Consider the following 18,004-nt stretch of genomic DNA (forward strand, 5'->3'; position numbering starts at 1 on the left):
GCGCGCAATCGCGACCGCGTACAAGGCCAAGGATTCATTACCAATAACTATCCCTGTGCCCTGCAATTTTAATTAGGCACTGTTGCCGGCTTCGGTTAACGTCGCCGCCAAAGCTGATGTCATTTTGATGTCGGGTGGCTTTGGCCCTCGACCCCGCCGAGTCCCGCCCATGAAAAAACCGCTTGCCCTCTCGACCCGCATCGGCCTCGGCTTTGCGGCCATCGTCTCGCTGTTGGTGCTGATCACTGCCGTCGGCATCCAGCGGGTCGGCTACATCGACAGCACGCTGGCCAACGTCAGCGACAACGCCGCCATGGTGCAGCGCTATGCCATCAACTTTCGCGGCAGCGTGCACAACCGCGCCATTGCCATCCGTGATGCCGTATTGGTCGATAATCCCCAGGACCTGACCCGGCACCTGGCCGAGATCAATCGTCTGGAAAAAGACTATGCCGATTCGGCTGCGCCCATGGACCGGTTGTTCGGTTCCCGGCAAGTGAGCGCTGAAGAGCGCACCCTGCTGGCGTCGATCAAGGACATTGAGCAACAGACGTTGGCCTCTTCAAAAACGCTGATCGACCAGCGTCAGGCGGGCGATATTGCCGGTAGCCAGGCCCTGCTGTTGCAGCGTACCTCAGGGCTGTACAGCGAATGGCTCAAGCGCATCAATGCCTTGATTGACGCCGAAGAGGCCTCGATCAAGGCCCAGCTCAACGATGTACAGGCCACCGCCAGCGCCTTTCGCGGCCTGATGCTGCTGGCCACCGGCGTGGCCTTGTTGCTGAGTATCCTGTTGGCGATGCAGATCATTCGTTTCGTCAACTCGACCCTGGGTGCCGAGCCGACCGAGGTGGCCCAGGCCATCGAGCGCCTGGCCGCCGGCGACCTGCAACAGACCCTGACCACGCGCCACCCGGCCAGTGTGATGGGCGTACTCAAGGCCGCGCTGGGGCAACTGTCGGACACCATCACCCAAGTGCGGATGGCCGCCCAGGAAGTCAGTCAGGCCTCCACGCGCCTGACCGCCACCTCGGCGCTCAATAACGAGCACATTGGTCGCCAGAGCCGCGAGGCCGAGCAAGTGGCCACGGCCATCGCGCAAATGGCCTCCACCGTCAACGAAGTGTCCGGCTACGCCCTGAAGGCCGCCGATGCCACGCAACTGGCCGACACCGAAGTGGCCAGCGGCAATCGCATGGTGGTCGAGACCTCGCAGTCGATCGAAACCCTGGCGCTCACCCTGACCCAGACCACGGCCACCGTCGAGCAGGTATCACGCGACAGCGAGCAGATCGGCACGGTGATTGATGTCATCAATTCGATTGCGGCGCAAACCAACCTGTTGGCGCTCAACGCCGCCATCGAGGCTGCCCGCGCCGGCGAACATGGTCGCGGTTTTGCAGTGGTGGCCGATGAGGTGCGCTCGCTGGCCAATCGCACCCAGCAGTCGACCCAGGAAATCCGCGACATGATCGGCACCCTGCAAAGCGGCACCGAAGCCGCTGCGCAGACCATGCGCGACAGCTGCGAGCGGGCTGCCCACACGGTGACCCAGACCCGTAATGCCCAGGCGGCGCTGGACAAGGTGCGCCACGAAGTCGGCGCCATCAACGACATGAATGCCCAGATTGCCAGCGCTTCGGTACAACAAAGCAGCGTCGCCGACGATGTGGCCAGGAACATCGGTCGCATCCATGAACTGACCGTACACACCGCCACCGGCTCGTCACAGGTGGCGGCGGCCAGCGACGAACTGGCGCAACTGGCCAGCCGCCTGAGCGACAAGGTGTCGATGTTCAAGGTTCGGTGATGAAGCGGCCAGGCTGTGCCGGCATTTGAAAGATCCGGCATGGCCCGCTACAGTCGCGCCCCGAACCAAAGTCGCGACCCGATCCGGCCACAGGCGCTGGCTGAACAAGGTGCAAAGGAGCCCAGGTGAACCCGCAGACATTGTCCCAACGCCTGGAATGTGTGGCGTCGCAGGTGCCCGCCGGGGCACGCCTGGCCGACATCGGTTCCGACCACGCCTACCTGCCGGTGGCGCTGATGCATCGAGGCTTGATCACCGCAGCCGTGGCCGGCGAACTGGCCCTGACGCCGTTCCAGGCTGCCCGGCGCACCGTGCGTGATAACGGTCTGGAGCACTGCATCACCGTGCGCCAGGCCAATGGCCTGGCCGCCATCGAAGCGGATGATGCCATCACCGCCATCAGCCTGTGCGGCATGGGCGGCGAAACCATCCGCGACATCCTCGACAGCGGCAAGCCGCGTCTGAATGGCCGTGAATGCCTGGTGCTGCAACCCAACGGCGGCGAGCCGCCGTTGCGCCAGTGGCTGATGGACAACGGCTACCGGATCACCGCCGAAGCGGTGCTGCGCGAACACCGCTTCGATTACGAAATCATCGTTGCCGAGCCCACGGGACCGGTGGTCTACAGCGCACAGGAACTGTACTTCGGCCCGCTGTTGATGCAGACCCGCAGTCCGGCCTTTGTGCTCAAGTGGCAAACCCGGTTGCGACAGAAACACAAGGTCCTGGGCACCCTGCAAAAAGCACAGGTGGTGCCTGAAGTGCAGTTGCAGACGCTTCAGCGCGAAGTGCAGTGGATCAGCAAGGTACTGGCGTGAGCGTAAACACTGTTCATTGAAGCACTATTCGTTTGCGAGCAGCTTCGTAAACGTCTGATCGTTCACGCTTGCCGACAGTGATCACAGTAACCACCAACCGGTTGTCCACTACCTGATAGACGAGGCGGTAGCCTAAAAAGCGCAGTTTGATTTTGTAGCAATCCTGCAGGCTATGTAGACGGTCCGCCTCGAATCGAGGCAGTTCGAGACATTCTTTAAGCTTCTTGGCTAACTGGAGCTGCAGTGCAGGTGACCGAGGTGGCTACCTCTGCCAGAATGTGAAATGCCATTTAGAAACTCCACTGAGTGTCATTCAGAGTGCTAATCACAAGGCAACAGCATAAGCTCAGCGATAGCGATATGAAGTCAATTTTCCAACGGGCTAACTCACCCTGGGCACGTGGCCTGGAAGGGGTAGCCAGTGACTTCTTCAAGCCTGACCGACGCGCACCTCCGTTCGCACCGCCCCCTTGGGCGTGCCTGGCTTGAGCAGCAACAACACCGCCGCCGCGAGCACAAACACACCGGCAAACACGCCATACAAGTGCAGTGGTTGCCAGCCGCCATCAAGCAGCAGGCCGGCGACTGTTGGTGACACGATCGCGCCGATGCGCCCGATGCCGATGCCCCAGCCCACGCCGGTGGCGCGTACCGAGGCGTCGTAGACGATGGGCGACAGCGCATACAGCCCGGCCACGCAGCCGTTGACGAACAGGCCGATCAGCAAGCCCAGGCCCAGCGCGATCGTCACCGAAGATGCGCCGAGCGTGAACAGCACCAGCAAGCCTGCCGAAATCAGCATGAACAGCGACAGCACCCGTGTCAGCGGCCAGCGTGAAGCCAGCGCGCCAATCAGGGCGGCGCCAAAGATGCCGCCCACGCTCAGCAGCACGCCGCCGCTGATGCCTTGCTGTGCTGAAAGCCCGGCGGCCACCAGCAGCTTCGGTGTCCAGCTCATCACGAAATAGAACCCGAACATCACCAAGAAGAACAGCAGCCAGATCAGCAGGGTGGTGCGCCGTGCTGCCGGGCTCAGCAACTGCACCAGGCGGTCGCGGTTTGAAGCCGGTGCCGTATGCACGAGCGGCAATTGAGCCAGGGTCGGCAGGGCCAGGCGCGAGGCCAGGCGGTTGACCCGTGCCAGCGCATTGACCGGACGGCGGGCAATCAGAAAATCCAGCGACTCGGGCAGCCACAGCAGCACCAGCGGAATCACCGCCAGTGTCACCGCGCCACCAAAGAGAAATACGGAACGCCAGCCGAAGCGGGTCAGCAGCCACACCGATAACAATCCGCCCAGCGTCGCGCCCAGGGCATAACCGGTCGATTGCAGACTGACCGCCAGCCCGCGCCAGCGCTGGTTGGCGTATTCACTGGCAATCACATTGCTGCTGGCCAGGATTCCGCCAATACCCAGGCCGGTAAACGCTCGCAACAGCGCCAGTTGCGTGGCCGTCTGGCTGAACGCCGACAGCAGCATGCCAATGCCTGAAAGGGTGAGGCAGAACAGAATCAAGGGCCGACGTCCGAAGCGGTCTGCCCACGGGGCGATAAACAAAGAGCCGGCGGCCATGCCGAATAGCCCGGCACTCAATAGCAAGCCAATCTGGGCGCCGTTCAGGCTCCATTCGGCCGACACCGAAGCCGCCGTGAAAGCCATCACCAGCACATCGAAGCCATCGATCATGTTCAGCACGATACAAATCCCGATGGCCAGCCACTGCATGGGCACCATGGGGCGTTGATCCACCATTGCCTTGAGATCGACATTCATGGTCGCACCTCGGCGCGGCAGGGGTTGCAGCAATGGCGGGACAGCCATACGGAGGTGGATGCACGCCGCAGCCTGCATCCGATCGAGAAGTCATTCATGACCACACCCTTGTTATTGTTTTCGACGGTCGGCACTGCATGAAACGCCGCAGTCGTCAGTCAACCAAGTTGTGGATCCAGTGGCAATCAGCAAGCGTGAAGGAAACAGGCGGATATAAGCGCTTTGAAAGCTTGTTTTTAGTAGATTTTCTATTAAAAACAAAGAGTTATATTGAGTATAGGGGCTCTTTTATTTCGTTCGATTATCGGACAAATCAAATGAAGCGCTTTTGGCTGGATCCATAAAGGCCCTCATGGATCCAGCCTTAAGTGATTGATGCTATTCAATGCTATGTCCTGGGGCACATGCCCTTGGTAACAGCATCGAACTCACGATCAAAGCTCTCCCGCTCGGCTGCACTCAGGAATCCTTGCTCTTTTACGAAGCCATCGGTCTGCGCCCGGACATCGTTGACCCGGCCTAACAATTTGCTGGCTTGTTGTTCAGTCAATCGACGGTCCAGGTGCAAGGCATTGATATCACCCACCAGCGCATCGGCGCGCACGTAAATGTGCGCTTGTCCGGGGTCGGTCACGTGCTCGTCGACCTGGCCTTGCAGCGCGCGTTGCGCGGACAAATTACAACTGGGCAGGTCCAGCGGCGGTCGCGCTGCCAGGGCGCCCAGGCTCAGGCTGGATAACAGGACAGCGGTCACGAATTTCATCGGTTCATCCTCAGGGGCGGGCAGGCGGTGCACCTGATCAGACGATGCCGATGGCCGCCGGTTCAACGGGTGCCGGTCGGCCATGCCTGTTTTCAGGACCGTCGCCACACCCAGGCCGGAATCGCCCGGATATAGACCAGTTCACTCATCAGCTCGACCAGCGTCTGAGTGATCACGGCCGCCGCCGCCAACCCGCGAATCTCCTCTGGCAACGCCAGCGCCAGGGGCAAAACCACCAGCGAATTGCGCGTCGAACTGCTGAACACCACCGACCTGGCCGGCGTTGCTGCCAATCCAAACACCTTGCTCACCAGGGCACCGGCCACCGGCGCCAGCAGCATGAACCCCAGGTAGACCGGAACGACCGGCCATAACCGGTCAAATGCCTGCACCACATACGCAATCTGCGAGCCAATCACCACCATCAGTACCGCCGCCATGGCCGGCACCGGCACCCACGTCCAGGCCTGGTTCCAGCGCTGTACCCACAAGGCTCGTTTGACCCCGGCCGAGGTCAGCACCGCCAGCACCAGAGGCAGCACGATCAGCACCAGGAAGGCCTCGACAAACGGCCCGGCCGCGATAACTACCGTACTGCTGGCATCGAGCATCAAGATCAGATACAGGGGCAGCAGCGCCAGTTGCAGCAATAACAGGACGGGTGTGGCCGCCAGCATCAGCTTCGAGTCGCCCTTGCCGATATGGGTAAATACCACCACGTAGTCGATACAGGGCGTCAGCAGCACCAGCAAGGCCCCGGCCAGAATCGCCGGATGATCGAGCAGGCCGCGTGTCAGTCCCCAGACCAGCAGCGGAATTACCACGAAATTGGCCACGAGCAAGGCGGCCATGAAGCGCTTGTTGCTTAAGCTGGCGCGCAGGTCCAGAAACGGAATCTGCAGGAACATGGCGTACATCAAGACCGCAATGGCTGGCGTGACCCAGGCGCTCAGTGCCTGAGCCGCTACGGGTGCGGTCAACCCGCCCAGCGCAGCGACACCGACCGCCGCGAAGTAAACGGGGATCTGGTTCTGTTCAAGTGTTTCTCTGTTCACGCAATGCCCCTCACACCCTGAGTTCATTTGTCGAGGCGCTAGGGTAATGGCTGGAACAGGCGTCTGCCTGCAATAGCTGAAAATCAGCCGATTGCCGTCTATGAAAGCGAAAGCCTGGCCCGACACTACGCGGTGCACTCCCTGACCCAGCAAGGACGCCAGTTCAAGGTGGTCTACAACAGTTCCAGCCTGGCGGGCCAGGTGGCCGCCGTCGAAGGCGGGCTGGCGATTGCCGCCATCACCCAGTGCAGCGTGCAGGCCTCGTTGCAGGTACTGAGCGGCGAACATGGGCTTGCCAGCATCGAACCCATGCAGGTCTCGATTCTGCGCAGCAAGGCGTCGCGTGGGTCGAAAGCGGTCAATAGCCTTCATGCGTTCATCATCAAGGCATTGAGGGCCCAGCCTTAGTCGAGGGCTGCACGGATTGGATTGCCGATCGCCTGCCGTATCTTGCGCACATCGCGCGCAGGCGGCGCCCCGAATTGCCGGGCATATTCGCGGCTGAACTGTGAGGCGCTTTCATAACCGACCGCGAACGCCACATCAGCCGCACGATGCTCGCCGGCCAGCAAAAGCTGGCGAGCCTGCTGCAACCTGAGCAGCTTCTGATACTGCACAGGGCTCAGGCCGGTCATGGCCTGGAAATGACGGTGCAGGCTGGCCCGGCTCATGCCGCTGGCCTCGCACAAGGCGTCGATACGAAGCCGGCTGTTGGCGTGATCCCTGATCCAGGCCACGGCCCGCCGGATACTGCCCAAGGCCCCCTCGGGTTGGGCAATCTGACGCAACAATCGTCCCTGCGGACCTTGCAGGAGACGATAAAGCAATTCGCGTTCGATCATCGGGCCGAGCACCGGGATGTCGACAGGGGTGTCAAGCAATGACAGTAAGCGCAACACAGTATCGCGCAGCGCAGCGGTCATCGGATTGATCGCGATGCCCACCCCCTTGGGCGCACATTCACGAACCGGCGGCATGCTCGCGGCCAATTGCGCCAGCAGGGCCGGGTCCAGTACAAGTGAGACGGCCACGTAAGGGCGCCCCCCTTCAGCATCGAGGATCTGGCCGGTCAAGGGCAGGTCGAGGGCGCTGATGAGGTAGTGCTCCCGGTCGTAACTGAGCAACTGATCGTTGATCGCAATGCGTTTGGAGCCTTGCAGGATGAAGCAGATCATCGAGCGATACAGGCAAGGCGCCTGGTTGCCAGAGCCTTGCCCGACGCAAAGGTCCATACGCGGGATCGGCGTTGCGGTCAGACCCGGTGGCGCATGGCGCAGGGCTATATCCAGGTGCTGGACAAGGTCATCGTTCATGGGCTGAGTATGTCAGCCAAAAGTCATGGCACAAGTCGATTGAGACAATCAGGCAATGAATTGAGTTGATCGGGCGTGGGTTGAATAACACCCGTTGCTTATCGTGGGCAGTTCAAGAAAACGCTGCAAAGCGCACTTCATCCAGCAGGGATAACCATGACTCACCCGATTGCACTCATCACCGGCGCCAGCCGCGGCCTTGGTCGTCACATGGCCCTTCACCTCTCCAGGCGTGGCATTCATATCATTGGCACCTACCGCAGCGGCGCGGCACAAGCGCTGGCGCTCAAACAACAGATCGAGGCACAAGGCGGCAAAGCCACGATGCTGGCACTCGACATCACTGACACCGCCAGCTTCCAGGCGTTTTCAGAAGCCGTGACGCGTACGCTGCTGACCGACTTTGGTCGCGAGCGATTCGATTTTCTCGTCAATAACGCCGGCAATGGCCTGTTTTCGAACTTTATCGATGCGACCGAGGAACAGTTTGGTTCACTCGTCGCGACGCATCTTCAAGGCCCGGTGTTTCTCACGCAAAGGCTGCTGCCACTCATGCAGGACGGCGGGCGTATCCTCAACGTTTCATCCGGCTTTGTGCGTTTCACCCTGCCGGGCTACAGCCTTTATGCCGCTGTAAAGGCGGCCGTCGAGGTCCTGACCCGGTACATGGCCGTAGAGCTGGGTTCGAGGCAGATTCGGGTAAATGCCATTGTCCCGGGCGCCATCGCCACGGACTTTGGGGGTGGTGTGGTGCGTGACAATCAGGATGTAAACGCTTTCGTCGCCCGAGGCATCGCCTTGGGGCGTGTCGGTCTGCCGGACGATATCGGCGCTGCGGTCGCCGCCATCCTGTCCGATGACATGGCCTGGGCCAACGGCACGACCTTTGACATTTCGGGCGGGCAGTTGCTATAGCGGCTGCCGCCACGCCTGCGGCTCATGATCAACAGCAAAAAAGGCGCCCGCAAGGGCGCCAAGGGTTCACCTTGACCAAAGGAGCGTGAGTGCTTCCAAAAGGTGAATCAGGTCATCGACAGGCCTCAGCCTTCCGATTTCTTCGGCTGGTCAGCACGCGGCTGCTCGTCAGCGCGAACATATTCGGCGGCGGCGTCGCGGTTTTGCTGATTGAAGCGTTCTTCCTGCGCGATGCGCATTTTCTGCGCGGCCGGACTGGCGCGCTCACTGCCGTCATGGGCCAGTGCCGATGTGGAGGACAGCGCGACGATGATCAGAACCAGCGATTTGATCGAATTCATGGGATTACCATTCAAGTGGGTGGCAGCACCTGCTGAGCCAATCGGCACCTCAAGCGTTGAAACCCACATTACGCGGCCATGGCTGACGCGAAGGTGAGGGGAGGATGACAATTCTGTTAGAAAGTGATCACGCTGATCGATACGCCAGGCGCCTGTCAGTCCTGATAACCGCAGGCCGTTCTCACTTTTTTCAAGGCCAGCTCAAGCGTTGCAACCGGTATCGACCCCAGTGCCACGCGCAGTGCATTAGGGGCATTGGAGGCCGCCGAAAAGGGTTTGGCTGTCGTTACCATGATGTTGTCGCGCCGCAATGCCGCTGCCACGCTCTCGGCCCGCATGTCTTCAGGCAACGGCAGCCACAGAAAATACGCGTTCGGATGCGCAATCAGATTGATGCCGTCGAAAATGCGCCGGGCCAGTTGTTGCCGCATGGCGGCATCCTTGCGCTTCAATGCTTCCAGCTCATCCACCACGCCGTCTTCGATCCAGCGACAGGCCAGTTCGACGGTGATCGATGGCGAACTCCATGTCGAGGCGCGCACGGCTTGTTCCAGCGCAGGAATGAGCGCTACAGGCGCGGCGATGAATCCGATTCGCAAGCCTGAGGCGACGCTTTTGGAAAGGCCGCAGACGTAGATCGTGCGATCCGGCGCGAGCATGAACAGCGGCTTGGGGGCCGGCTCGGCCAGAAACGCATAGGCGCCGTCTTCGATCAGCGCAAAGTCATGTTCTTCTGCCAGGGCGACCAGGCGCTGACGGTCGGCGGCCGGCATGATCGATCCCAAGGGGTTGTGCAGGGTTGGCATCGTATAGAACGCCCGTACCGGGCGCCGCCTGCAACTGGCCGCCAGCGCGTCGAGCCCGGTTTTGCCATCTATCAGGGGTATGGGCACAAGCTCAAGGTGATGGGCGACCGCCAGCGCTTTGATGCCTGGGTAGGTGAGCGCGTCGACCGCCAGTACATCGCCCGGTTTAAGCTGCGCCGTCAGTGCCAGTGCCAGCCCTTGCTGCGCGCCATTGACGATCAACACCTGCGAGCCGGGCACCCGAACCCCTCGATTGCGCAGGTGTTTTGCCGCGATTTCGCGCTCATGCGTCCGCCCACCATGGGGGGCGCTGTGCAGCAAGGCGTCCAGATCCCCCGACAAGGCAATGCTGCGCAGCGCCTGCCTGAGCAGCTCTGCCTGCCCTGGAACCGCTGGACTGTTGAAGGTCAGGTCAATGACTCCGGCTGCGCAGGCAGGTTGCAGGCCGAGGTCGCGTGGCAGCGACGTGTCGCGCACGAAGGTGCCGCGTCCCGTTTCACCCACCACCAGGCCCATTGATTCCAGCGTGCGGTAAACGCGAGCGGCGGTGGCAAGCGCGATGCCATGTTCGCTCATCAACGCGCGTACTGTCGGCAGCTGGGTGCCAGGGCGCAAACGCCCGCTGCGAATGTTTTCCGCGAGCTGGTCAGCAATGGTTTTGTACCGTGGCGTTGTCATTGAATGTATCTAGAACAATTCTTTGTGTGTATCAGGTGGCGAGCGTAGTCTCCGATGCCACACAAGGCAAGGAGGCGAGTTCGACGCGCAGGACGTAACCGTTCAGTGACGTCGAATCGATTGAGACATGTTCAGTCACGTTACCGTGGGATGCACCGACCTCGACAGCGCAGCGGCCTTTTATGACGCCGTGCTTGCGCCCCTTGGGCTGATCCGCCGCGTGGTGATCCCGGATGGCGGTCCCGCCTCGGCGTGCTGGGTCCACCCGACGCACACACTGCCCAGGTTCTACGTCTACTTGCCGCGCAATGGCCTTGTGGCCACGCCGGGCAATGGCAGCATGCTTGCGTTTCATGCCCAGACGCCTGACATCGTACGCGCCGCCTACGCCGCAGGAATGCTCAAGGGTGGTACGGATGAAGGCGCTCCGGGTGAGCGGCCCTGGTATGGCGAGGGCTATTACGGCGCCTACCTCCGAGACCCTGATGGCAACAAGCTGCATATCGTCCATCGCGGCGATCTGGAGCCCGTATGGTAGAGCCATCGACGCTATTGCTGTTTGCGGGAGCGGTGTTGCTGCTGCTGATGTCTCCTGGCCCCAACATGGCCTTTGTGCTTGCACACGGCGCCAGCTACGGCTGGCGTGGCGGCGTCGCGGCGGCGTTGGGTATCAGCGCCGCTGACCTGGTATTGACAGCGCTGACCGCCGCCGGTGTTACGGCCGCCATCGCACAGTGGCCACCGTCGTTCGACCTGATCCGCTGGGCCGGCGTGTTCTATCTGCTGTGGATGGCCTGGAAGGCCCTGCGGGTTCGCGCCACAGGTCCCCTGCACACCGCCCTCCAGGCCTCGCTGATGTCAGTGTTCATGCGCGCGATGCTCAACTCTCTGCTCAACCCGAAAGCGCTGCTGTTCTTCATGGTGTTCTTGCCGCAGTTTGTGGTGCCCGGCAGTTCGTCGGTCGCCCGGCAAATCGTGACGCTGGGGCTGGTGTTGACCCTGATCGCCACCTTTTTCCACATTGCGCTGGGCCTGGTGGGAGGCGTCATCCGGGGGTACGCGTCCGGCAAAGGTGAATCTGCCAAATGGCAGTCGTGGGGCCTTGCCGGCGTCTTGGTGCTGCTTGCGGTTCGCCTGGTGTTCACGTCGCGGCCCGCTTGAATGGCGGGTCGGACAGGCAAGCGCACGGGATCGACCTTGTCGCTGAGCTATCGATCAGTAACCCGACACGGGCGTGGTCAGCCCGTCCTGAGGGGGTGACGCCGAGCTGATGTCACTGACGCGCTTGCAGCGCCTTGAACATGGCATCCGCTGCCAGCGCATGCACCTTGCGCGTCGGGTGCCATTCGTCCCAGTAGTAATGCGTATCCGGGGCGCTGCACACCGGCTTGACCTGCGGGTAGGTGGCCTGGCATGGCGTGTCCAGATCCCGAAAGCCTGACGCCTGCGGTGTCGCCCGAACCGCGGTGCTGAACGCCAGGTGATCGAAATAAACGATCTTCACATCCTGCGTTTTCGCCAGCGTCTCAAGCATGGCAGGCACATCGCGTTCCAGCGCCTGCTGGAATCGGGTGGCCTGTTCAACCTGCTTGCCTTGCACCACCGCTGGTACACGGCTCAGGTCCGTGGTCCCGACCACCATGAACTGCTGTGCTCCGGCACTCGCCAGGGTCTCGACGGCCTGGCGGATATTGCCCGTGGCGGTGCTGCTCAGTTGCTCTATGGATTGGGTGTGCGAAAAATCCGCCCACTCGAAGAAATCGTTGGCTGAAACAAACAGGAAATACAGCGACTCGGGATTGGCCTTGTTGCCGGGCGTCGCTTTCAAATAAGCATCGACCTGGCCCAGTACACCGGTGTCGCGTGCGGGCAACATCCAGGTGTAGTAATTGCCGTGGCCGCTTTTCGCGCCGCCGATGGCATAGTCGGTCAAGGGCACTTTCAGCGCTAGCGCCAGGCCTTCCACAGCGGTGGGGCCGTTACTCCAGCGACCTTGCCAGTACAGCTCACCCGGCAGGGCCTGGGCCTCCTTGATGTTCTGGCTGACCAGCGTGCGGGTAAAGGCCTCACCGGCGCCGTTATCCGAGTAGCTGCCGCCGAAGGCATACAGGTGATCGTAGGTTGGCGCGGCCTGGGCGGCAGAGGCCAGAAAGGTCAGCAGTAGCGTGGTGCACGCCTGTCGAAGCATGGGCATTCTCCGGGTTGGTGCACCGAGTCTACCGAGAGCGCACGTGCCGGCGCCCGGTATTTGCGACCTTGATCTAGCCGGGCGCGCACGCTGTGTTCCCATAGCGACAGGTGCGGTAGGAGCGCGCTTGCCCGCGACCGAGTGCGAAGCGCTCGCAAAAATTTGTGAAACGCTGAAATTTTACGACTGCTAACGCAGCCGGTCGCGGGCAAGNGCGCTTGCCCGCGACCGAGTGCGAAGCGCTCGCAAAAATTTGTGAAACGCTGAAATTTTACGACTGCTAACGCAGCCGGTCGCGGGCAAGCGCGCTCCTACGAGCGGTGAGTTTGATATTCAATAAAATGAATAAGTTATTTTATAGCGTGCCTCACGCTGCCACACCCTCCATCCCACGTCCCGGAATCGCCGCAATCAGCTCTTTCGTATACTCACTCTCTGGTGCATTGAACACCCGGTCCACATCGCCCTGTTCCACCACCTGGCCATTGCGCAGCACCAGCACCTGGTGCGCGACGCTGGCCACCACTGACAAGTCGTGCGAGACCAGCACATAGGCAATCCCCAGTTCGCGCTGCAGCTCTTCCAGCAGGTCCAGAATCTGCGCTTGCACCGACACGTCCAGTGCGCTCACCGGTTCGTCCAGCAACAGCAAGTCCGGCTTCAACGCCAGGGCGCGGGCAATGGCCACGCGCTGGCGCTGGCCGCCGGACAGTTCCCGGGGCAACCGGTCCAGGTAGCTCACCGGCAGATGCACCCGTGCGATCAACTCGCGTGCCGCCTGCTCCAGCGCCTGGCCCTTGAGCAGCCCGAACGACACCAGCGGTTCCACGATGCTGTCGAAAATGGTGAAGCGTGGGTCCAGGGCAGCGAAGGGGTTTTGCTGCACCAGCTGGATACGTCGGCGCAGCGGGCGGAACTGGCGCCAGCTCAGCCCGGTGACATCCTGTTGCTCGAACAGTACCCGGCCTTGCGTAGGTTTTTCCAGGCCCAGGGCGATGCGCAGGGCGGTGCTTTTGCCCGAGCCGGATTCGCCGACGATGGCCAGGGTCTGGCCCGGATAGACTGCAAGATTCAGGTCGTGCAAGGCCACGAACTGGTGGTCTTCACCCTTGACCCGGGGCAGGTCGAAGACCTTGCCTACGCCTTGCAGGCTCAGGATCGGGCCCGGGGATGATGCGGACGGTAGCGGCAATGGCGCCTGGCGGCGCTGGCCGAACGCCGGTGCGGCGGCGAGCAGGGCGCGGGTATAGTCGTGTTGCGGGTGCCTGACAATTTGCCGGGGCGGGCCTTGTTCCACCAGTTGCCCTTGCTTCATCACCAGAATACGGTCGGCGCGGTCGGTGGCCACGCCCAGGTCGTGAGTGATGATCAGCAGTGAGATGCCGCGCTCGCGCACCAGGCCTTGCAGGTGGTCGAGGATCTTGCGTTGTACGGTCACGTCCAGGGCGCTGGTCGGTTCGTCGGCAATGATCAGGCGCGGGTTGCCGGCCAGGGCGATGGCGATCAGCACGCGCTGGCGCATGCCACCGGATAATTCGTGCGGGTACTGGCGTGCACGCAGCACCGGTTTGTCGAGGCCGACCTGTTGCAGCAGCGCCAGAATGTCGGCGTCGACCGCAGGGTAGCGGCGGCCATGAGCCAGGATCAACGCTTCGGCGATCTGCTGGCCGATGCGCTGGGTCGGGTTGAGGCTGACCATCGGGTCTTGCGGCACCAGGCCGATGGTGCGGCCGCGCAACTGGCGCTTCTGGCGCTCGCTGGCGTGGCTCAGGTCGGTGCCGTCGACCCACAGCTGGCCGCCGGTGATGCGGGCGTTGTCCGGCAGCAGGCCAAGGAGGGCATTGGCCAGGGTCGACTTGCCCGAGCCGGACTCACCGACGATAGCCACGGTCTCGCCCTGGGCGACGGTAAAGCTGACCTGATTCACCGCCTGGGTCGGCTGCGCGGCGTTGCCGTAGGTCACGGCGAGTTGGCGGACATCGATCAGGGCCGGTTGCAGGCTCATCGTGGGTTCTCCTCAAGGGTGCGGGCGATATGGTTGAGGCTGAACACCACCGCCACGACGAACAGGCCCGGCAGCAGCGACACCCAGGGGGCGGTGATCAGAAAGTGCCGGCCATTGGCGATCAGCGTGCCCCATTCGGCGGCCGGCGGCGCGGCGCCAAAACCGAGAAAGCTCAGGCCGGCCGTGGCCAGGATCGCCGCGCCAAAATCCAGGGTCGCCAACACCGCCACCGGGCCCCAGGCGTTGGGCAGAATGTGCCGCAGCAGCGTGCGGCCCCAACTGGCACCGCCCAGGCGCGCGGCTTCGACATAGGGCAGGGTCTTGACCCGCAGCACTTCGGCGCGGGTGGTGCGGGCAAAGCCTGGAATGATGCCGACACCCACGGCGATGGCCACCGGCACGGTGCCAAAGCCGATGGCGGTGACGATGGCCAGCGCCAGCAGCAGGCCGGGCAGGGCCAGCAGTACGTCGACAAAACGCATGATCAGCGCATCCACTCGCCCGCCGGCAAAGCCGGAGAGCACCCCCAGCCCCAGGCCGCCCACCAGCGCGATGCCGACCGCCAGCAAGGCGGCCTGCACCGACAGGCGGGCGCCGTACACCACACGGGTAAACAGGTCGCGGCCCAGTTCATCGGTGCCGAACCAGTGGGTCAGGTTGGGCGCGGTAAGCTTGTCGACCGGGGAGGTGGCGTAAGGGTCGAAGCCGGTCAGCCAGGCCGGCACCAGCGCCGCCACCAGCGCAAAGGCAATGATCAGCACGGCGGCGCTGAAGCCTGGGCGGCGCAGCAGCGGCAGCAGTGTGGCGCTCAGGCGTTGCAGACGGCTGCGTCGGTGCCAGGTCTGGGTTCTGGCGGCCGGTGTGAGGGTTGGCGTGTGGTCATGCAGCAAGCGGGTATCGGTGGGGATCATGGTTACGACACCTTGGGCGTGTGGGTGATTCGGGGGTCGAGGCAGGGATAGAGCAGGTCGACGATCAGGTTGACCAGCACAAAGGCGGCCGCCGACACCGCGACGATGCCCAGCACCACCGGAATGTCCTGGCGCAACACCGCTTCCTGGGCCAGGCGACCGACGCCGGAGCGAGCGAAGATGGTTTCGACCAGCACCGCGCCCGACACCGTATTGCCGACCTGCAGGCCGATCAGGGTCAGGATCGGCAGGGCGGCGTTCTTGAAGCCGTGGCGCAGTTGCACCTGGGCGCGGCTCAGGCCCTTGGCGTAGGCGGTGGCGATGTAGGGCTCGTTCCAGACACCCTGAAAGCCACGTTGCAGCACCTGCGCATACACTGCCGCGCTGGGAATCGCCAGGGTCACCGCCGGCAGGATCAGGCTGTCGAAGCCCTGGCTGCCGGTGGCCGGAAACCAGCCCAGGCTGAAGGCGAAGACCTGGATCAGCAGCAGGCCCATCCAGAACACCGGGACCGAGAAGCCCAGCGATGGCAGGCGTGCCAGGGCGACTTTCAGCGGTGCAAAGCGCACGTAGGACGTCAGGTAGGCCAGGCCCACGCCGCCGACCAGTGACAGCGCGATGGCCATGCCGGCCAGCGCCAGGGTTTGCGGCAGGCGCTCGCCCAGCAACTCGGCCACCGGGCGGTTGAGCGACAGCGACTGGCCAAAATCGCCCTGCAGCGCACGCCAGACCAGGTCGAAATACTGCTCGAAAATGCCCTTGTCCAGACCGTAGTAGGCGCGGGCGCGGGCCAGGTCTTCAGGCGACAGCGCATCGGCCTCCAGACCCGAGGCACTGAGCATGATCGACAGCGTGTCGCCCGGCAGCATGTAGAGGATGAAGTAGGTGATGGTGTAGGCCCCCCACAACACCAGCAGGGCCTGGGCGACGCGGCCGATCAGGTAGCGGTTCATGGCTTGGCGGCCTCTTTGTTGCCACCCAGTTCGATGTCGCCCAAGAGCGCGAAACCTTCGGCGGTCCAGCGGAAATTCTGCACCTTGGCCGAGGTGGCGGCCTGCCACACACGCTCGTAGACCGGCAGCGCCGAGCCTTCGTCGATCAGCAGGTCTTGCAGTTCGCCGTAGGCCTGGGCGCGCTGTGCGCTTTGTGTGGCGGTGATGCCGGCGTCGAACAGCGCCTTGGCTTTTTCCAGGGTCTGCGGCGCATAGATATTGGTGGCCAGGGCCGCGCTGTTGGCCGCACGCGGGTCAAGGATCGTCTGCAGGATGATCGGGTCGGCGCGGGTCATGTAGTTGGTGCTCAGGTCGTAGTTGCCCGCTGAGTTGTTGGCCACCCACTCGGCGCGGGTGACGACGCTGAGCTTGAGGTCAATGCCGACCTTGCGCAGTTGGTCCTGGATCAGCACGTCGCCGGCGCTTTCGGCCGGGCTGATGTTGTAGCTCAGGCTCAGGCGCTTGCCGTCCTTGTAGCGGTAGCCATCAGTGCCCTTGGCCCAGCCGGCACTGTCGAGCAGGCGCTCGGCACCGGCCGGGTCGTAGACCAGCTTGGCGCTCTGGTCCTTGAAGTACGGCGTGGTGACATCGAACAGGCCGCTGACCACCGGAAATTGCGCGTTGTAGACAGTGCTGGCGTAGCTCTTGCGGTCGATGGCCTTTTGCAGCGCCAGGCGAACCTGCTTGTCGCCGAGCAGGCGTTCGCCACGGGTATTGGGAAACAGATTGAGCGCAGGTCCCGGCAGCGAACGGCTCTGGATGGTCGCGCCCCTGGACTGGAACAGCTTGAGGTCGACTTCCGAAAACGGGTTGCGCGGCCAGAGGATGTCAGCCTTGCCTTGCAGGAACAGGCCGTTGCGCACGCTTTCTTCGGGGATGTAACTGATTTCGACCCTGTCCAGATGCGCTTCTCCCTGGTTTTTCATATTGGCCGAGGCCCAGTGATAGCCCTTGCGCTTGACCAGCCGGGCACCGGTTTCCGGGGTGTAATGCTCCAGCGTAAAGGGGCCGGTGCCGATGATTTTGCCCAGCGACCGCTCCTTGGCCGTCAGTTGGTAGGAGGCCGGCGCCAGGATCGACAGGTTGGTGGTGGAGGTGGCCTGCAAGAAGCCGGCGTTGGGCTTGTTCAGCACCAGCTTGACGGTGAAGTCGTCGACCACTTCGGCATGGTCGAAACCGGCCAGGTACGTGGCACCGAACACCGCCGGCAGCTCGGTGGCAAAGGCCTTGTTGCTGTCGAAGGCGGTCTTGACCGCCTTGGCATCGAAGCGTTCGCCGTTGCTGAAGGTCACGTCGTCGCGCAGTTTGAAGGTGTAGCTCAGGGCGTCGTCGCTGACCGTCCAGCTTTTGGCCAGCCAGGGAATGAGGGTGCCGGTTTCCGGGTCCTGGTCGGTCAGCGATTCGGCGACATTGCGCAGCAGCACCCGGTGTTCCAGCCAGTAGACCTGGAATGGGTCGACGCTGACCAGTGTGGTGTTGTCGCCCCAGAAGGCGATGTTCAGGGTCTTGCTGGCGGCCTCGTCACCCGCTGGCGAGCAACCGGCCAGGGCCAGCGTCAGGGCGAAAGAGGCCAGCAGGCGGCCGGGGAAAACAGCGTTGGTCATGGTTGTGTCCTTGTATCAAGTCTGTTTATTG

16 protein-coding genes and 2 pseudogenes are annotated in these 18,004 nt (G+C 62.6%); 6 read left to right on the forward strand and 12 right to left on the reverse strand.

Going from position 1 to position 18,004, the window contains the following annotated elements; all coding sequences use genetic code 11:
- Positions 1-169 precede the first annotated feature (169 nt).
- A complete protein-coding gene (locus ASF84_RS10270) occupies positions 170-1,810 on the forward strand; it encodes a methyl-accepting chemotaxis protein (protein WP_056837842.1) in 1,641 nt (546 codons plus the stop codon).
- Between the two features lie 125 nt (positions 1,811-1,935).
- Positions 1,936-2,628 (forward strand): tRNA (adenine(22)-N(1))-methyltransferase, encoded by a 693-nt coding sequence (locus ASF84_RS10275; protein WP_056837844.1) that lies wholly within the window; start codon positions 1,936-1,938, stop codon positions 2,626-2,628.
- A gap of 13 nt (positions 2,629-2,641) precedes the next feature.
- Here the strand turns inward: ASF84_RS10275 and ASF84_RS28445 are convergent.
- The 4 genes and pseudogenes from ASF84_RS28445 to ASF84_RS10290 all read right to left on the reverse strand — a co-directional run.
- Positions 2,642-2,872, reverse strand: a pseudogene (locus ASF84_RS28445) (type II toxin-antitoxin system RelE family toxin); the annotation flags it as partial.
- Positions 2,873-3,058: 186 nt separating this feature from the next.
- Entirely contained in the window at positions 3,059-4,402 is a 1,344-nt protein-coding gene (locus tag ASF84_RS10280; RefSeq protein WP_056838014.1) for an MFS transporter, read from the reverse strand.
- Positions 4,403-4,790: 388 nt separating this feature from the next.
- Positions 4,791-5,165, reverse strand: coding sequence for a hypothetical protein (locus ASF84_RS10285; protein WP_156684196.1), 375 nt, complete (start codon positions 5,163-5,165; stop codon positions 4,791-4,793).
- A 92-nt stretch (positions 5,166-5,257) separates the two neighbouring features.
- The gene (locus tag ASF84_RS10290) at positions 5,258-6,220 is read right to left on the reverse strand and encodes an arsenic resistance protein (protein WP_056837850.1); all 963 of its coding nucleotides are present in this window, start codon (positions 6,218-6,220) and stop codon (positions 5,258-5,260) included.
- Between the two features lie 87 nt (positions 6,221-6,307).
- Between ASF84_RS10290 and ASF84_RS10295 the strand changes: the two are divergent.
- Positions 6,308-6,628: pseudogene (locus ASF84_RS10295) on the forward strand (LysR family transcriptional regulator); the annotation flags it as partial.
- Here ASF84_RS10295 and ASF84_RS10300 read toward each other — a convergent pair.
- A complete protein-coding gene (locus tag ASF84_RS10300; protein WP_056837852.1) occupies positions 6,625-7,533 on the reverse strand; it encodes an AraC family transcriptional regulator in 909 nt (302 codons plus the stop codon). The pseudogene ASF84_RS10295 and the gene ASF84_RS10300 sit on opposite strands and share 4 nt — an antisense overlap.
- A gap of 156 nt (positions 7,534-7,689) precedes the next feature.
- Between ASF84_RS10300 and ASF84_RS10305 the strand changes: the two genes are divergently transcribed.
- On the forward strand, positions 7,690-8,448 hold the full coding sequence (locus ASF84_RS10305) for an SDR family NAD(P)-dependent oxidoreductase (protein WP_056837854.1): 759 nt from the start codon (positions 7,690-7,692) through the stop codon (positions 8,446-8,448).
- A gap of 125 nt (positions 8,449-8,573) precedes the next feature.
- On the opposite strand, the gene ASF84_RS10310 is transcribed toward ASF84_RS10305, so the two are convergent.
- Both ASF84_RS10310 and ASF84_RS10315 read right to left on the reverse strand, forming a co-directional pair.
- The gene (locus ASF84_RS10310) at positions 8,574-8,789 is read right to left on the reverse strand and encodes a hypothetical protein (protein ID WP_056837857.1); all 216 of its coding nucleotides are present in this window, start codon (positions 8,787-8,789) and stop codon (positions 8,574-8,576) included.
- 155 nt (positions 8,790-8,944) lie between these two features.
- A complete protein-coding gene (locus tag ASF84_RS10315; RefSeq protein WP_056837858.1) occupies positions 8,945-10,273 on the reverse strand; it encodes an aminotransferase-like domain-containing protein in 1,329 nt (442 codons plus the stop codon).
- A 127-nt stretch (positions 10,274-10,400) separates the two neighbouring features.
- Here ASF84_RS10315 and ASF84_RS10320 point away from each other — a divergent pair, with 127 nt between their 5' ends.
- Both ASF84_RS10320 and ASF84_RS10325 read left to right on the forward strand, forming a co-directional pair.
- Positions 10,401-10,811, forward strand: coding sequence for a VOC family protein (locus ASF84_RS10320; protein ID WP_056837860.1), 411 nt, complete (start codon positions 10,401-10,403; stop codon positions 10,809-10,811).
- Positions 10,805-11,434 (forward strand): LysE family translocator, encoded by a 630-nt coding sequence (locus ASF84_RS10325; RefSeq protein WP_056837862.1) that lies wholly within the window; start codon positions 10,805-10,807, stop codon positions 11,432-11,434. Before ASF84_RS10320 ends, ASF84_RS10325 begins: the two co-directional genes overlap by 7 nt.
- Before the next feature lie 112 nt (positions 11,435-11,546).
- Here ASF84_RS10325 and ASF84_RS10330 read toward each other — a convergent pair whose 3' ends face one another.
- The 5 genes from ASF84_RS10330 to ASF84_RS10350 all read right to left on the reverse strand — a co-directional run bounded on the left by ASF84_RS10330 (position 11,547) and on the right by ASF84_RS10350 (position 17,973).
- A complete protein-coding gene (locus ASF84_RS10330; protein WP_056837864.1) occupies positions 11,547-12,461 on the reverse strand; it encodes an SGNH/GDSL hydrolase family protein in 915 nt (304 codons plus the stop codon).
- A 367-nt stretch (positions 12,462-12,828) separates the two neighbouring features.
- A complete protein-coding gene (locus ASF84_RS10335) occupies positions 12,829-14,466 on the reverse strand; it encodes a dipeptide ABC transporter ATP-binding protein (RefSeq protein WP_056837866.1) in 1,638 nt (545 codons plus the stop codon).
- Positions 14,463-15,377, reverse strand: coding sequence for an ABC transporter permease (locus ASF84_RS10340; RefSeq protein WP_056837868.1), 915 nt, complete (start codon positions 15,375-15,377; stop codon positions 14,463-14,465). Before ASF84_RS10340 ends, ASF84_RS10335 begins: the two co-directional genes overlap by 4 nt.
- Positions 15,378-15,379: 2 nt before the next feature.
- A complete protein-coding gene (locus tag ASF84_RS10345; RefSeq protein ID WP_056837869.1) occupies positions 15,380-16,330 on the reverse strand; it encodes an ABC transporter permease in 951 nt (316 codons plus the stop codon).
- Positions 16,327-17,973, reverse strand: coding sequence for an ABC transporter substrate-binding protein (locus tag ASF84_RS10350; RefSeq protein ID WP_056837871.1), 1,647 nt, complete (start codon positions 17,971-17,973; stop codon positions 16,327-16,329). Before ASF84_RS10350 ends, ASF84_RS10345 begins: the two co-directional genes overlap by 4 nt.
- Positions 17,974-18,004: the final 31 nt, after the last annotated feature.

The sequence above is a fragment of the Pseudomonas sp. Leaf127 genome (genome assembly GCF_001423155.1).
GTDB lineage: Bacteria > Pseudomonadota > Gammaproteobacteria > Pseudomonadales > Pseudomonadaceae > Aquipseudomonas > Aquipseudomonas ovata.

Bases quoted from the DNA above. Each gene is read 5' to 3' on its own strand.
- ASF84_RS10270 (WP_056837842.1), top strand. From the start codon at position 170: ATGAAAAAACCGCTTGCCCTCTCGACCCGCATCGGCCTCGGCTTTGCG.
- ASF84_RS10280 (WP_056838014.1), bottom strand. From the start codon at position 4,402: ATGAATGTCGATCTCAAGGCAATGGTGGATCAACGCCCCATGGTGCCC.
- ASF84_RS10285 (WP_156684196.1), bottom strand. From the start codon at position 5,165: ATGAAATTCGTGACCGCTGTCCTGTTATCCAGCCTGAGCCTGGGCGCC.
- ASF84_RS10300 (WP_056837852.1), bottom strand. From the start codon at position 7,533: ATGAACGATGACCTTGTCCAGCACCTGGATATAGCCCTGCGCCATGCG.
- ASF84_RS10305 (WP_056837854.1), top strand. From the start codon at position 7,690: ATGACTCACCCGATTGCACTCATCACCGGCGCCAGCCGCGGCCTTGGT.
- ASF84_RS10310 (WP_056837857.1), bottom strand. From the start codon at position 8,789: ATGAATTCGATCAAATCGCTGGTTCTGATCATCGTCGCGCTGTCCTCC.
- ASF84_RS10315 (WP_056837858.1), bottom strand. From the start codon at position 10,273: ATGACAACGCCACGGTACAAAACCATTGCTGACCAGCTCGCGGAAAAC.
- ASF84_RS10320 (WP_056837860.1), top strand. From the start codon at position 10,401: ATGTTCAGTCACGTTACCGTGGGATGCACCGACCTCGACAGCGCAGCG.
- ASF84_RS10325 (WP_056837862.1), top strand. From the start codon at position 10,805: ATGGTAGAGCCATCGACGCTATTGCTGTTTGCGGGAGCGGTGTTGCTG.
- ASF84_RS10330 (WP_056837864.1), bottom strand. From the start codon at position 12,461: ATGCTTCGACAGGCGTGCACCACGCTACTGCTGACCTTTCTGGCCTCT.
- ASF84_RS10335 (WP_056837866.1), bottom strand. From the start codon at position 14,466: ATGAGCCTGCAACCGGCCCTGATCGATGTCCGCCAACTCGCCGTGACC.
- ASF84_RS10340 (WP_056837868.1), bottom strand. From the start codon at position 15,377: ATGATCCCCACCGATACCCGCTTGCTGCATGACCACACGCCAACCCTC.
- ASF84_RS10345 (WP_056837869.1), bottom strand. From the start codon at position 16,330: ATGAACCGCTACCTGATCGGCCGCGTCGCCCAGGCCCTGCTGGTGTTG.
- ASF84_RS10350 (WP_056837871.1), bottom strand. From the start codon at position 17,973: ATGACCAACGCTGTTTTCCCCGGCCGCCTGCTGGCCTCTTTCGCCCTG.